Raw genomic sequence first — 15,176 nt, 5'->3', positions numbered from 1 at the left:
CTGTTTAATCCTGCCGCCATTTACTTCCCCATGCGTTATAGTACTCCGACAACAGGTAAGGGAGAGTACGGAGATAACGATGATAAACGTGGAAATGCTGTCTACCGGGGATGAAGTCCTGCATGGTCAGATTGTTGATACCAACGCTGCATGGCTTGCCGATCTGTTTTTCACCGAAGGGTTACCGCTGACGCGCCGTAATACCGTGGGCGATAGCCTTAACGATCTGGTTGCTATCCTGCGCGAGCGCAGCGAGCACGCCGATGTTTTAATCGTTAACGGCGGCCTCGGCCCGACCAGCGACGATCTTAGCGCGCTGGCGGCAGCGACTGCGGCGGGCGAAGAGCTGGTGCTGCACGAAGCGTGGCTGAGCCATATGGAGCGTTTCTTCACCGAGCGCGGTCGCGTGATGGCCCCCAGCAACCGTAAACAGGCAGAGATCCCAGCCAGCGCGGAGCTAATTGATAATCCGGTAGGCACCGCCTGCGGCTTTGCCGTCAAGCTCAACCGCTGCCTGATGTTCTTTACCCCGGGCGTACCCTCTGAATTCAAGGTGATGGTTCAGCAGGAGATCCTGCCGCGTCTGCGGGAGCGCTTTACCCTGCCGTCGCCGCCAATCTGCCTGCGCCTGACCACCTTTGGCCGCTCCGAGAGCGATCTGGCCCAGAGTCTCGATCATCTTCAGCTGCCGGAAGGGGTGGTGATGGGTTACCGCTCATCCATGCCGATTATCGAGCTGAAGCTGACCGGCCCGGCGGAGCAGCGCGAAGCGATGGAGGCGCTGTGGCCAGAGGTGCAGCGCGTCGCTGGCGAGAGCCTGATTTTTGAAGGGACTCAGGGGCTACCGGCGCTGCTGGCAGAGAAGATGCGTGAGCAGCAGCTCAGCCTGACCGTTAGCGAGCAGTTCACCAGCGGCCTGCTGGCGCTGCAGCTCTCCCGTGCCTCTGCACCGCTGCTGGCGAGCGAGGTGCTGCCTTTCCAGGCCGACACGCTGGAGCAGACCGCACGCTGGGCCGCCGAGCTGCGCAACCGTCACCTGGCCGGACTGGCGCTGAGCGTAGGCGGGCTGGACGAGGAGCATATCAACTTTGCCCTCGCCACGCCGCAGGGTACCCACGCTCTTCGGATAAAGTTCAGCACTGGACGCCACGGCATAGCTGTACGTCAGGAGGTGTGTGCCATGATGGCCCTGAACATGCTGCGCCGCTGGCTCAGCGGTAAAGATGTCGCCAGCGATCACGGCTGGGTGAGCGTAGTAGATTCCCTGTTTGTGGCGTGATCCGTCTGCGCTCTTAGCATAATGGGATGTTCATCGCGTTTGCCGGTGGACATCTCATATGCTTTGCTTTCTCCCCCCTCCTTTATGTTCGTTTTCTTATCATTTCATCCTTTCTAATCTGTTTTTTGGTCTATTTCGCGCGATACCGAGCGTGATTCGAAAATAATATTGCGTGCTGATGCGCTTTTTTGCGCATTTTTGTCATATTTCTGTAACAATCTGTGCGTGGATTCACAGTAACAATTACCGATATTCCTTAACATCGCCAGCCTCGCTGAAGGGGTGAGGCTCGTAAACCCTATAAATTTAATATTTGGCCACGGAGGCTACATGCTCAGTATCTTTAAACCAGCGCCACATCAGGCGTGCCTGGGAAAGGCAGAAATTGATCCGCTATACCGTCGTTTGCGCTGGCAAATCTTTATCGGCATATTCTTTGGCTACGCGGCTTACTACCTGGTACGCAAAAACTTCGCCCTCGCGATGCCCTATCTGGTGGAGCAGGGCTTCTCACGCGGCGATCTCGGCTTCGCGCTGTCGGGCATCTCCATTGCCTACGGTTTCTCCAAGTTCATTATGGGCTCGGTATCGGATCGCTCTAACCCGCGTGTTTTCTTACCCGCCGGTCTGATCCTGGCGGCAGCGGTGATGCTGTTTATGGGCTTCGTGCCCTGGGCGACATCGAGCATTGCCGTTATGTTTGTGCTGCTCTTCTTATGCGGTTGGTTCCAGGGGATGGGGTGGCCTCCGTGCGGACGCACGATGGTTCACTGGTGGTCACAGAAAGAGCGCGGCGGCATTGTTTCAGTGTGGAACTGCGCGCATAACGTGGGCGGTGGTATTCCGCCCCTGCTGTTCCTGCTGGGAATGGCCTGGTTCAACGACTGGAAAGCCGCGCTCTATATGCCAGCGTTTGGTGCGATTGTGGTGGCGATCATTGCCTTTGCGCTGATGCGTGATACGCCGCAGTCCCAGGGGCTACCGCCTATCGAAGAGTATAAAAATGACTATCCGGATGATTATAGCGAGCAGCATGAAGAGGAGCTGACAGCTAAACAGATCTTTATGAAGTATGTTCTGCCCAACAAGCTGCTGTGGTACATCGCGATAGCCAACGTGTTTGTCTATCTGCTGCGTTACGGCATCCTCGACTGGTCGCCAACCTACCTGCGTGAAGTGAAGCACTTTGCACTGGATAAATCCTCCTGGGCCTACTTCCTGTATGAATATGCCGGGATCCCAGGCACCCTGCTGTGCGGCTGGATGTCGGATAAGGTGTTCAAGGGCAACCGCGGTGCGACGGGCGTGTTCTTTATGACGCTGGTCACCATTGCTACCGTGGTGTACTGGCTCAACCCAGCGGGCAACCCGGGCGTGGATATGGCCTGCATGATTGTCATCGGCTTCCTGATCTACGGCCCGGTGATGCTGATTGGTCTGCATGCGCTGGAGCTGGCACCGAAAAAAGCGGCAGGCACCGCGGCAGGCTTTACCGGCCTGTTTGGTTACCTGGGGGGATCGGTCGCGGCGAGCGCTATCGTAGGCTACACCGTTGACTTCTTTGGCTGGGACGGCGGCTTTATGGTGATGATTGGCGGCAGCGTGCTGGCGGTATTGCTGCTCACGGTGGTGATGTTCGGTGAAAAACGGCACCATGCGGAAGTGCTGGCGCGTCGTTAATACACATTAAAAAAGAAAAGGGCCGCAAGGCCCTTTTTTTATATCCAGGAAACAGGTAAGGTTGCGGTAGCATTTACTTCTTACAAATCATGTAAAATCAATAGATTATGTTGATGATCCGCGCGACGATCCTGGATGACCCAGTGCGACTCTCTGTTTACCTTTTTTCACTATTTAACGCTAAATATTGCTGTTAACGTCGAATAATAATTTATTTACATGCATGGCGGCGTGTAAAAATAGGCGCCGGGCTGTATGTTGAAAGTATTCACTATCGCCATATAATCGTTCTTATTATCAGTGCGACTTATGAAATAAGGATCGAACGGCACTCTACGGACAGTTTTAAGAGATATGAGTAAAGATACGATGGGATATCGGCTATACGGTTACGTAATCGGCAAAGAAATTCACTTCGAGATTGAAAACCGAAGGCTTTATCGCCTGCCGCAGGGAAGTGCCGATAAATCATTTATCTTTGGCTCGGTATTATTTAACCATACGATGCTGCATCTTTTTGTCTATCTATTACAGCATGGCCGTCATACGACGGTGCCGCGCGAAGAGTTGCTGCGGGTCGTGTGGGAAGAGAACGATTTAGTGCCATCGAGCCAGCGCCTGTGGCAGGTCTTAAAAAACCTTAATCGGCGGCTCAGCCTGCTGGGATTACCTGATGATTTCATCGCCAACATCAGGGGAAGCGGCTATATCATTAACTACGTTGATATTACGCCAATCTATTACAGAGTCAGTGAACTCCAGCGCTGCCCTGAGAAAATAACGGAGAGTTAGCTATTCCGGCGTGAGTGATGTCAACCCGGAAATTTATCCCTGAACATGTGTGTGCTCAGGGATTTTTTATATTTGCCAGCCGCCAATTAAAGGTCGAGTTCAATATCGCCCATCGCGCGACAGCAGCAGGGGAGGATCTCCCCTGCCTGGATAAAAGCCAGCGGCTCGGTGAGCCACTCAACCTGGCCTGCAATCAGCCGGGTGCGGCAGGAGCCGCAGTAGCCCTCCCGGCACTGGTACTCGACGTTGACCTTGTGGAACTCTAGCGCCGCCAGCAGCGACGGATGTTCATCCTGGCACAGCAGCTGTGCGCCAGTGATGCGCAGCGTCACCGCACCCATCAGAGCTGGAAGTCGCTGAGATCGTCGGTGTTGACTTCCGAATCGATCTGGCCGACCAGGTAAGAGCTCACCTCAACCTCCTGCGGCGCTACCTGTACGTTGTCAGAGACCAGCCAGGTGTTAATCCACGGGATCGGGTTAGAACGGGTTTGGAACGGCAGATCCAGACCCACCGCCTGCATACGGATATTGGTGATGTACTCCACGTACTGGCAGAGAATATCTTTGTTCAGGCCAATCATCGAGCCGCCCTGGAAGAGATACTCCGCCCACTCTTTCTCCTGCTGTGCCGCCTGCACGAAGAGATCGTAAGAGGCCTGCTTGCACTCTTCGGCAATCTCCGCCATCTCCGGATCGTCTACGCCGCTGCGCAGCAGGTTCAGCATATGCTGGGTGCCGGTCAGATGCAGGGCTTCGTCACGGGCGATCAGACGGATAATTTTGGCGTTGCCCTCCATCAGCTCGCGCTCGGCGAAGGCGAAGGAGCAGGCGAAGCTGACGTAGAAGCGGATCGCCTCCAGCGCGTTAACGCTCATCAGGCAGAGGTAGAGCTTCTTCTTCAGCTCGCGCAGATTTACGGTCACGGTTTGGCCGTTGACGGTATGCGTCCCTTCGCCCAGCAGATGCCAGTAGCTGGTCAGCTGGATCAGATCGTCATAGAAGTGGGAGATACCTTCCGCGCGCTTGAGGATCTGCTCGTTGGTGACGATATCATCGAAGACAATCGCCGGATCGTTAACGATGTTACGGATGATATGGGTGTAGGAGCGCGAGTGGATGGTCTCGGAGAACGCCCAGGTTTCGACCCAGGTCTCCAGCTCAGGAATAGAGATCAGCGGCAGCAGCGCCACGTTCGGACTGCGGCCCTGAATGGAGTCCAGCAGCGTCTGATACTTCAGGTTGCTGAGGAAGATGTGCTTTTCATGCTCCGGCAGCGCCTGGAAGTCGATGCGGTCACGCGAGACGTCAACCTCTTCCGGACGCCAGAAGAAGGAGAGCTGTTTCTCAATCAGCTTTTCAAAGATGTCATATTTTTGCTGATCGTAGCGGGCGACGTTGACCGACTGGCCGAAAAACATCGGCTCTTTCAGCTGATCGTTCTTCGTCTGTGAAAAGGTGGTGTATGCCATGCGAGTGTTTCCTGTCCTGCCGTTATACGCCGGGTGGCGCTTCGCTTACCCGGCCTACAAAACCTAATCCGTAGGCCCGGCAAGCTTTGCGCCGCCGGGCAATTTATCAAATCTTACATGCGCCGCTTTCGCAGCCGTCGTCCTGGATAGAAGGCACCAGATCGTCCTGCGCATCTTCCGCGCCGTCACGGGTGTTCTGATAGTACAGAGTCTTGACGCCAAACTTATAGGCGGTAAGCAGATCCTTCAGCAGCTGCTGCATCGGCACTTTGCCTGACGGGAAGCGGGACGGATCGTAGTTGGTGTTCGCAGAGATCGACTGGTCGATAAACTTCTGCATGATGCCCACCAGCTGGAGGTAACCGTCGTTGTTCGGCATCTCCCACAGCAGCTCATAGTTGTTTTTCAGGTGCTCATAGTCCGGCACCACCTGGCGCAGGATGCCATCTTTCGACGCTTTGATGCTCACGTGGCCGCGCGGCGGCTCAATACCGTTGGTGGCGTTAGAGATCTGCGACGAGGTCTCAGACGGCATCAGCGCGGAGAGCGTGGAGTTACGCAGGCCGTGGGTTTTAATTGACTGACGCAGCGCTTCCCAGTTGAAGTGCAGCGGCTCGTCGGTAATACCGTCGAGATCCTTTTTATAGGTGTCGATCGGCAGGATACCCTGGGCGTAGGTGGTCTCGTTGAACCACGGGCATGCGCCTTGCTCTTTCGCCAGCTCGTTAGAGGCTTTCAGCAGGAAGTACTGAATGGCTTCAAAGGTCTGGTGGGTCAGGTTGTTGGCGCTGCCGTCGGAGTAGCGCTTGCCGTTTTTCGCCAGCCAGTAGGCGAAGTTGATCACGCCAATACCCAGCGTACGGCGGCCCATTGCCCCGCGTTTGGCGGCCGGGATCGGGTAGTCCTGATAGTCCAGCAGCGCATCCAGGGCACGTACGGCCAGCACGGCCAGCTCTTCCAGCTCGTCGAGGCTGCTGATTGCGCCAAGGTTGAACGCCGACAGCGTGCAGAGTGCGATTTCGCCGTTTTCGTCGTTGACGTCCATCAGCGGTTTGGTCGGCAGGGCAATCTCCAGGCAGAGGTTAGACTGGCGCACCGGCGCAACCGCCGGATCGAACGGGCTGTGGGTGTTGCAGTGGTCAACGTTCTGGATGTAGATACGGCCGGTGGAGGCGCGCTCCTGCATCATCAGCGAGAAGAGTTCAACGGCCTTCACGCGCTGCTTACGGATGCTCTCGTCCTGCTCATACTGCACGTACAGGCGCTCAAACTCGTCCTGATCGGCAAAGAAGGCGTCGTACAGGCCAGGGACGTCGGACGGGCTGAAGAGGGTGATATCCTGACCTTTCAGCAGACGGGTGTACATCAGCTTGTTGATCTGTACGCCGTAGTCCATGTGACGAACGCGGTTGCCCTCGACGCCACGGTTGTTTTTCAGCACCAGCAGGCTCTCAACTTCCAGATGCCACATCGGGTAGAAGAGGGTAGCCGCACCGCCGCGCACGCCGCCCTGGGAGCAGGACTTCACCGCGGTCTGGAAGTGCTTGTAGAACGGAATACAGCCGGTGTGGAACGCTTCACCGCCGCGGATCGGGCTGCCGAGGGCGCGGATGCGGCCGGCGTTGATGCCGATACCGGCGCGCTGGGAGACATACTTCACAATCGCGCTGGAGGTGGCGTTGATGGAGTCCAGGCTGTCGCCGCACTCGATCAGCACGCAGGAGCTGAACTGGCGGGTCGGGGTACGCACGCCGGACATGATCGGCGTCGGCAGCGAGATCTTAAAGGTCGAGACCGCATCATAGAAACGCTTCACGTAGTCCAGACGGGTGTCACGCGGATAGTTAGAGAACAGGCACGCGGCAACCAGAATGTAGAGGAACTGGGCGCTCTCGTAGATTTCACCGGTCACGCGGTTCTGAACGAGGTATTTGCCTTCCAGCTGCTTCACAGCCGCGTAGGAGAAGGTCAGGTCACGGTCGTGCTGGATGAAACCGTCCATCTGCTGGAACTCTTCTTCCGTGTAGTCTTCCAGCAGATGATTATCGTATTTGCCCAGCGCGATCATCTTGCGCACGTGGTCGATCAGCACCGGCGGCTCAAACTGGCCGTAGGCTTTTTTACGCAGGTGGAAGATGGCAAGGCGGGCAGCCAGATATTGATAATCCGGCGCGTCACGGGAGATGAGATCCGCAGCGGCTTTGATAATGGTTTCGTGGATGTCGGACGTTTTGATGCCGTCGTAGAACTGAATGTGGGAACGCAGTTCAACCTGAGAGATCGATACGTTATTCAGCCCTTCTGCCGCCCAATCCAGCACCCGGTGGATTTTATCCAGATTGATGCGTTCAGTACGACCATCACGCTTCGTCACCAGCAGACTCTGATTCATGTACCTGTCCTTAAGAAAAAAAGTATCCCCCGCTTATCCACAATTTCACACTGTGGTTAAACCTGTGGATAAATACTATATGTAGGGGGTGTTTGATAAAAACGTCACAATATGGTGAGTATTTTAGTCTGGATTCTTTTCAGTACAAGAGTTGATTTTGAGGTTAAATTGCGGTTGCGGAAAGGTAATAATCGCTAAGTCCGCGAACGATAAGGGCTACAGGAAAGTCAACGCATGAGAAAAAAAAAACTGAATGTGATCGAACGCTGAAATCTTCATCGCGGAACTGGCAAAAGCGAATTACGCAGCTTATGAGGCTGCGTAATGGTCATATCGTTTTCAGATAACGTTAGCTGTTTTTCGCCTGAGTGTGCAGCATGTAATTCACGTCAACGCCCGGCGCCAGCTTGAAGCGATCGGTAAGCGGATTGTAGTGCAGGCCGATCATGTGCCGCTCCTGCAGCGGGGTAGGATCGATCCAGCCGATCAGCTCGGCGGGTTTAATAAACTTCTTCACGTCGTGGGTGCCCTTCGGCACCATGCGCAGCACATACTCTGCGCCAACAATCGCCAGCAGCCAGGCTTTACCGCTGCGGTTAAGCGTCGAAAAGAAGACGTGGCCGCCCGGCTTCACGAGGCGGGCGCAGGCGTGCACCACCGACTGTGGATCGGGCACGTGCTCCAGCATCTCCATGCAGGTCACGACGTCATACTGTCCTGCCTGCTTAGCCGCATGCTCCTCTACCGTCTCCTGAACGTAGTCGACATGGATGCCGGACTCGAGGGCGTGCAGGCGAGCAACCTGCAGCGGCTCAAAGCCCATATCGAGGCCGCTGACGTTGGCGCCTTCCCGGGCCATGCTTTCGGCCAGAATGCCGCCGCCGCAGCCGACGTCCAGCACTTTTTTGCCGAACAGGCCGCCGACGCGCTCGGCAATATAGCCCAGCCGCAGGGGGTTAATACGATGCAGCGGTTTGAACTCGCCTTCGGTATCCCACCAGCGTGACGCCACGGCTTCAAATTTGGCGATCTCTTCATAGTCAACGTTTTGAGCCACCGGCGGTTTTTCAGCATTCATGGGCGCTTTTACTCCTTAATCAATCAGTGCATTGAGTATATCAGGAGAGAAGTATCAATAAAGCATTGGTGGGGGTGTTTCCTTTACCGGAATCACGTCGGCTGTGTTATAATTTGCGACCTTTGAATCCGGGATACAGTAGAGGGATAGCGGTTAGATGAGCGACCTTGCGAGAGAAATTACACCGGTTAACATCGAGGAAGAGCTGAAGAGCTCCTATCTGGACTATGCGATGTCGGTCATTGTTGGCCGTGCGCTGCCAGACGTCCGCGATGGCCTGAAACCGGTACACCGTCGCGTACTTTACGCCATGAACGTATTGGGCAATGACTGGAATAAAGCCTACAAAAAATCTGCCCGTGTCGTTGGTGACGTAATCGGTAAATACCATCCCCACGGTGATACGGCGGTGTATGACACCATCGTCCGTATGGCGCAGCCGTTTTCGCTGCGTTACATGCTGGTTGATGGCCAGGGTAACTTCGGCTCGGTAGACGGCGACTCCGCCGCGGCGATGCGTTATACGGAAATCCGTATGTCGAAAATTGCCCACGAGCTGATGGCCGATCTGGAAAAAGAGACGGTCGATTTCGTTGATAACTACGACGGTACCGAACGCATTCCGGACGTCATGCCGACCAAAATCCCGAACCTGCTGGTTAACGGCGCGTCCGGTATCGCGGTAGGGATGGCCACCAACATTCCGCCACATAACCTGACGGAAGTGATCAACGGCTGTCTGGCCTATATCGACGATGAGAACATCAGCGTTGAAGGGCTGATGGCGCATATTCCTGGGCCAGACTTCCCGACGGCGGCGATCATCAATGGCCGTCGCGGTATTGAAGAGGCCTATCGCACCGGCCGCGGTAAGATCTACATTCGCGCGCGCGCGGAAGTCGAAGCCGACGCGAAAACCGGTCGCGAAACCATCATCGTGCACGAAATTCCATATCAGGTGAACAAAGCGCGCCTGATTGAGAAGATTGCTGAGCTGGTGAAGGACAAACGCGTCGAGGGCATCAGCGCCCTGCGTGACGAGTCCGATAAAGACGGCATGCGCATCGTGATTGAGATCAAACGCGACGCGGTGGGTGAGGTGGTGCTGAACAACCTCTACTCCCAGACGCAGCTGCAGGTCTCCTTCGGTATCAACATGGTTGCGCTGCACCACGGTCAGCCGAAGATCATGAACCTGAAAGATATTCTTTCAGCGTTTGTGCGTCACCGCCGCGAAGTGGTGACCCGCCGTACCATTTTTGAACTGCGCAAAGCCCGCGATCGTGCACACATCCTTGAAGCGCTGGCGGTTGCGCTGGCTAACATCGACCCGATTATCGAGCTGATCCGCCGCGCGCCGACGCCGGCAGAGGCGAAGGCCGGGCTGGTGGCGCAGGCGTGGGATCTGGGCAACGTGGCGGCCATGCTGGCAGGCGCTGGCGATGACGCCGCACGTCCAGAGTGGCTGGAGCCAGAGTTTGGCGTACGCGACGGTAAATACTACCTGACCGAGCAGCAGGCCCAGGCGATCCTCGATCTGCGTCTGCAGAAGCTGACCGGTCTGGAGCACGAGAAGCTGCTCGACGAGTACAAAGAGCTGCTGGCGCAGATTGCCGAGCTGCTGCACATCCTTGGCAGCGCCGACCGTCTGATGGAGGTGATCCGCGAGGAGCTGGAGCTGGTCCGCGATCAGTTTGGCGACGAGCGTCGTACCGAGATCACCGCCAACAGCGCCGATATCAATATCGAAGATCTGATCAGCCAGGAAGACGTGGTGGTCACGCTGTCGCATCAGGGCTACGTTAAGTACCAGCCGCTGACCGACTACGAGGCCCAGCGCCGCGGCGGCAAAGGCAAGTCCGCCGCCCGTATTAAAGAAGAGGACTTTATCGACCGTCTGCTGGTGGCCAACACCCACGACACGATCCTCTGCTTCTCCAGCCGGGGTCGTCTCTACTGGATGAAGGTCTACCAGCTGCCGGAAGCGAGCCGTGGGGCGCGTGGTCGTCCGATCGTCAACCTGCTGCCGCTGGAGGCTGACGAGCGTATCACCGCTATTCTGCCGGTGCGTGAGTATGAAGAGGGCGTGAACGTCTTTATGGCCACCGCCAGCGGTACGGTGAAGAAAACGGCGCTGACCGAGTTCAGCCGTCCGCGCTCGGCCGGGATTATCGCGGTGAACCTGAACGAAGGCGATGAGCTGATTGGCGTTGACCTGACCTCCGGTGATGATGAGGTCATGCTCTTCTCCGCCGCCGGTAAAGTGGTGCGCTTCAAAGATAACGCGGTGCGTGCGATGGGCCGTACGGCTACCGGCGTGCGCGGTATCAAGCTGGCTGGCGTTGACAAGGTCGTCTCCCTGATTGTTCCGCGCGGTGAAGGCGCTATCCTCACCGTGACCCAGAACGGCTACGGTAAACGTACGGCGCAGGAAGAGTACCCCACCAAGTCGCGTGGTACCCAGGGCGTTATCTCTATCAAGGTCACCGAGCGTAACGGCTCCGTTGTCGGCGCGGTACAGGTCGACGACTGCGACCAGATTATGATGATCACCGATGCCGGTACTCTCGTACGTACTCGCGTCTCGGAGATCAGCGTGGTTGGGCGTAACACTCAGGGCGTGATCCTCATCCGCACGGCGGAAGATGAGAACGTAGTGGGTCTGCAGCGCGTGGCAGAGCCGGTGGATGACGAAGAGCTGGACGCTATCGACGGTACGGTCGCAGAGGGCGATGACGATATCGCCCCGGAAACCGAAGCCGACGATGATGCTGTGGACGATAGCGAAGAGTAATTCAGCGCAATACGTCTGAGTATTGATGAAAGGGCCGGCAATCCGGCCCTTTTTCTTTGCGGTCTGCCCGTTTTACCGCTACCTTATCGACATCCTTTTGTGACCCTGACGGCGGAGCATCGCCACGTTGAAATACCTCGTCTCTTTTCGTACCACGCTCAAAGTTTCACGCTATCTGTTCCGGGCGCTGGCGCTGCTGCTTTGGCTGCTGATTGTCCTCTGTTCGGTGTTCTACATCGTTAACGCCCTACACCAGAAAGAGTCTGAAATCCGTAAGGAGTTTAACCTCAGCTCCGATCAGGCCCAGCGCTATATCCAGCGCACCTCAGACGTGATGAAAGAGCTTAAATACATCGCGGAGAATCGCCTGACGGCAGAGAATGGTATTCTGGCCTCTCGTGCCCAGAATACGCAGAACGACGTCCCCGATTTCCAACCGCTATTCCCGGACTCCGACTGCGCGGCGATGGGCACGGCATGGCGCGGCTCGCTGGAGTCGCTGGCCTGGTTTATGCGCTACTGGCGGGACAACTTCTCCGCCGCCTACGATCTCAACCGGGTATTCTTAATCGGCAGCGCAAACCTCTGCATGGCGGACTTTGGCCTGCGCGACGTGCCGCTGGAGCGGGAAAGCGCGCTGAAAAACCTGCACGAGCGCATCATGAAGTACCGCAACGCACCGCAGGAAGAGCGCGGTAATAACATCTTCTGGATAAGCCAGGGCGCGCGTCCCGGCATCGGCTACTTCTACGCCCTGACGCCGGTCTACCTGGCCAACCGCCTGCAGGCGCTGCTGGGCGTTGAGCAGTCTATCCGCATGGATAACTTCTTTACCCCGGGTACCCTGCCGATCAGCGTAACCATTCTGGATGAGAACGGCCATGCGCTCATCTCTCTGACCGGGCCGGATAACCGTCCGGAGATCGATCCGCGCTGGATGCAGGAGCGCTCCTGGTTTGGCTACACCGCCGGCTTCCGCGATCTGGTACTGAAAAAGAGCCTGCAACCCTCATCGCTAAGCGTGGTCTACTCGGTGCCGGTGGATCTGGTGCTGGAGCATATCCGCATGCTGATCCTCAACGCGGTACTGCTTAACGTGCTGGTGGGGATCGCGCTCTTTACCCTGGCGCGAATGTACGAGCGACGCATCTTTATTCCGGCGGAGGTGGATGCCCAGCGCCTGGAAGAGCATGAGCAGTTCAACCGCAAGATTGTCGCATCCGCGCCGGTGGGGATCTGTATTTTACGTACTCAGGATGGGACGAACATTCTGAGTAATGAGCTGGCGCACAACTACCTCAATATGTTGACCCATGAGGATCGGCAGCGGCTGACGCAGATTATCTGCGGCCAGCAGGTTAACTTTGTTGACGTGCTGACCAGTAACAACACCAACCTACAGATTAGCTTTGTTCATTCGCGCTACCGCAATGAGAACGTGGCGATCTGCGTGCTGGTGGATGTCTCCTCACGGGTAAAAATGGAGGAGTCGCTGCAGGATATGGCCCAGGCGGCAGAGCAGGCGAGCCAGTCGAAGTCGATGTTCCTCGCGACCGTTAGCCATGAGCTGCGCACGCCGCTCTACGGCATTATCGGTAACCTCGATCTGCTGCAAACCAAGGCGTTGCCGAAAGGGGTAGATCGTCTGGTCACGGCCATGAACAACTCCTCCAGCCTGCTGCTGAAGATCATCAGCGATATTCTCGACTTCTCAAAAATTGAGTCCGAGCAGTTGAAGATCGAGCCGCGGGAGTTCTCTCCGCGCGAGGTGATGAACCATATCACCGCCAACTACCTGCCGCTGGTGGTGCGTAAGCAGCTTGGGCTCTACTGCTTTATCGAGCCGGACGTGCCGGTGATGATGCAGGGCGATCCGATGCGCCTGCAGCAGGTGATCTCCAACCTGCTGAGCAACGCCATTAAATTTACCGACGTGGGCTGCATCGTGCTGCACGTGCAGCGCTCAGGGGAGTATCTCTCTATTCAGGTGCGTGATACCGGCGTGGGTATTCCGGCCAAAGAGGTGGTTCGCCTGTTCGATCCCTTCTTCCAGGTGGGTACCGGCGTGCAGCGCAACTTCCAGGGCACCGGGCTGGGGCTGGCTATCTGCGAGAAGCTGATCAGCATGATGGACGGTGATATCGCCGTGGATACCGAGCCGGGAATGGGGAGCCAGTTTACCGTGCGCATCCCGCTCTACTCCGTGCAGTCTCCGCAGGCGATTGACGTCGACGGCCTGGCCAATACCCGTTGCTGGCTGGCGATCCGTAACGCCTCTCTGTGTAGCTTTGTGGAGTCGCTGCTGGCCCGTAACGGCATTCGCACCGAGCGTTATGAAGGGCAGACCCCGGACGCGGACGATACGCTGATTACCGATGAGGCTCTCGACGAACCCTGGCAGGGCAGGGCGGCGGTGATCTTCTGCCGTCGGCATATTGGTATTCCGCAGGAGCGCAAACCCGGCGAGTGGACGCACAGCGTGGCATCACCCCATGAGCTGCTGGCCCTGCTGGCGCGTATCTACAGCGTTAAGGTGGATACCAGCGAAACAGCGCCGCAGCTCTCTGCCACCGGCACGCAGGATGCGCATAACGACGACATGATGATTTTGGTGGTGGACGATCACCCGATCAACCGACGTCTGCTGGCCGATCAGCTTGGCTCCCTGGGCTACCAGTGCAAAACCGCCAATGACGGGGTGGATGCCCTGAACGTGCTGAGTAAAAACCATATCGACATTATTCTGAGCGACGTCAACATGCCGAATATGGACGGTTACCGCCTGACGCAGCGCATTCGCCAGCTGGGGCTGACCCTGCCGGTGGTGGGCGTGACGGCTAACGCGCTGGCGGAAGAGAAGCAGCGCTGTCTCGAGTCGGGCATGGATAGCTGCCTGTCGAAACCGGTGACGCTGGACGTGTTGCAGCAGACGCTGGCGATCTACGCGGAGCGGGTGAGGAAAGCGAGAGTATAAGGTGGAAAACGTAGGCCGGGCAGGCGCAATGCGCTGCCCGGCTTAACGGTCAGAAAGGATTAATCTTTATCCGCCGGGCTCAGGGTCACGGAGGAGAGGTAGTTCAGCAGGGCGATATCGTTATCCACCCCCAGCTTCATCATTGCCGATTTCTTCTGGCTGCTGATGGTTTTAATGCTGCGGTTCAGCTTCTTGGCAATCTCGGTGACGAGGAAGCCTTCGGCGAACAGGCGCAGCACTTCACTCTCTTTCGGTGACAGACGTTTGTCGCCGTAGCCGCCGGCGCTGATCTTCTCCAGCAGGCGGGAGACGCTTTCCGGGGTAAACTTCTTCCCTTTCTGCAGCGAGGCCAGCGCTTTCGGCAGGTCGGTCGGCGCGCCCTGTTTCAGGACAATGCCTTCGATATCCAGCTCCAGCACCGCGCTGAGGATGGCCGGGTTGTTGTTCATGGTCAGCACAATCACCGACAGGTTCGGGAAGTGACGCTTGATATATTTAATCAGGGTAATGCCGTCGCCATATTTATCACCGGGCATGGAGAGATCGGTAATCAGGACATGGGCGTCCAGTTTTGGCAGGTTATTGATAAGCTGTGTTGAGTCTTCAAATTCACCGACTACATTCACCCACTCGATCTGTTCAAGTGACTTGCGAATACCGAACAGTACAATCGGATGGTCATCGGCAATAATTACGTTCATATTGTTCATGTATAA

Annotated in this window: 10 protein-coding genes; 5 read left to right on the top strand and 5 right to left on the bottom strand. The window is 56.6% G+C overall.

Annotated features, from left to right (window positions below; genetic code table 11):
- The first annotated feature begins 79 nt into the window (after nucleotides 1-79).
- The 3 genes from RTX96_RS01995 (at nucleotide 80) to RTX96_RS01985 (ending at nucleotide 3,751) form a co-directional block, all read left to right on the top strand.
- Complete coding sequence (locus tag RTX96_RS01995; RefSeq protein ID WP_312268264.1) at nucleotides 80-1,279, top strand: nicotinamide mononucleotide deamidase-related protein YfaY; 1,200 nt, start codon at nucleotides 80-82, stop codon at nucleotides 1,277-1,279.
- 330 nt (nucleotides 1,280-1,609) lie between these two features.
- A complete protein-coding gene (gene glpT / locus RTX96_RS01990; protein ID WP_312669965.1) occupies nucleotides 1,610-2,959 on the top strand; it encodes a glycerol-3-phosphate transporter in 1,350 nt (449 codons plus the stop codon).
- Between the two features lie 354 nt (nucleotides 2,960-3,313).
- On the top strand, nucleotides 3,314-3,751 hold the full coding sequence (locus tag RTX96_RS01985) for a helix-turn-helix domain-containing protein (RefSeq protein WP_312268262.1): 438 nt from the start codon (nucleotides 3,314-3,316) through the stop codon (nucleotides 3,749-3,751).
- 86 nt (nucleotides 3,752-3,837) lie between these two features.
- On the opposite strand, the gene yfaE is transcribed toward RTX96_RS01985, so the two are convergent.
- The 4 genes from yfaE to ubiG all read right to left on the bottom strand — a co-directional run bounded on the left by yfaE (nucleotide 3,838) and on the right by ubiG (nucleotide 8,692).
- The gene (gene yfaE, locus RTX96_RS01980; protein WP_103819024.1) at nucleotides 3,838-4,092 is read right to left on the bottom strand and encodes a class I ribonucleotide reductase maintenance protein YfaE; all 255 of its coding nucleotides are present in this window, start codon (nucleotides 4,090-4,092) and stop codon (nucleotides 3,838-3,840) included.
- Complete coding sequence (gene nrdB, locus RTX96_RS01975) at nucleotides 4,092-5,222, bottom strand: class Ia ribonucleoside-diphosphate reductase subunit beta (protein WP_042389616.1); 1,131 nt, start codon at nucleotides 5,220-5,222, stop codon at nucleotides 4,092-4,094. Before nrdB ends, yfaE begins: the two co-directional genes overlap by 1 nt.
- A gap of 106 nt (nucleotides 5,223-5,328) precedes the next feature.
- Nucleotides 5,329-7,614: a class 1a ribonucleoside-diphosphate reductase subunit alpha gene (gene nrdA, locus RTX96_RS01970; protein ID WP_103819025.1), complete on the bottom strand. Its 2,286-nt coding sequence runs from the start codon at nucleotides 7,612-7,614 to the stop codon at nucleotides 5,329-5,331.
- A gap of 349 nt (nucleotides 7,615-7,963) precedes the next feature.
- On the bottom strand, nucleotides 7,964-8,692 hold the full coding sequence (gene ubiG / locus RTX96_RS01965; RefSeq protein ID WP_103819026.1) for a bifunctional 2-polyprenyl-6-hydroxyphenol methylase/3-demethylubiquinol 3-O-methyltransferase UbiG: 729 nt from the start codon (nucleotides 8,690-8,692) through the stop codon (nucleotides 7,964-7,966).
- Between the two features lie 157 nt (nucleotides 8,693-8,849).
- On the opposite strand from ubiG, the gene gyrA reads away from it, so the two are divergent.
- Both gyrA and rcsC read left to right on the top strand, forming a co-directional pair.
- Nucleotides 8,850-11,486 (top strand): DNA topoisomerase (ATP-hydrolyzing) subunit A, encoded by a 2,637-nt coding sequence (gene gyrA / locus RTX96_RS01960; RefSeq protein WP_312268261.1) that lies wholly within the window; start codon nucleotides 8,850-8,852, stop codon nucleotides 11,484-11,486.
- A 127-nt stretch (nucleotides 11,487-11,613) separates the two neighbouring features.
- The gene (rcsC, locus tag RTX96_RS01955) at nucleotides 11,614-14,460 is read left to right on the top strand and encodes a two-component system sensor histidine kinase RcsC (RefSeq protein WP_312268260.1); all 2,847 of its coding nucleotides are present in this window, start codon (nucleotides 11,614-11,616) and stop codon (nucleotides 14,458-14,460) included.
- 59 nt (nucleotides 14,461-14,519) lie between these two features.
- Here the strand turns inward: rcsC and rcsB are convergent, their stop codons facing one another.
- A complete protein-coding gene (rcsB, locus tag RTX96_RS01950; RefSeq protein WP_103819029.1) occupies nucleotides 14,520-15,170 on the bottom strand; it encodes a response regulator transcription factor RcsB in 651 nt (216 codons plus the stop codon).
- Nucleotides 15,171-15,176 lie beyond the last annotated feature (6 nt).

Origin of the sequence: Pseudescherichia sp. (assembly GCF_032052675.1) — a bacterium.
Taxonomy (GTDB): Bacteria; Pseudomonadota; Gammaproteobacteria; order Enterobacterales; family Enterobacteriaceae; genus Pseudescherichia.
Note: the sequence above shows the minus strand (reverse complement) of the source record. Positions and strands in the feature narration are given on the sequence as shown.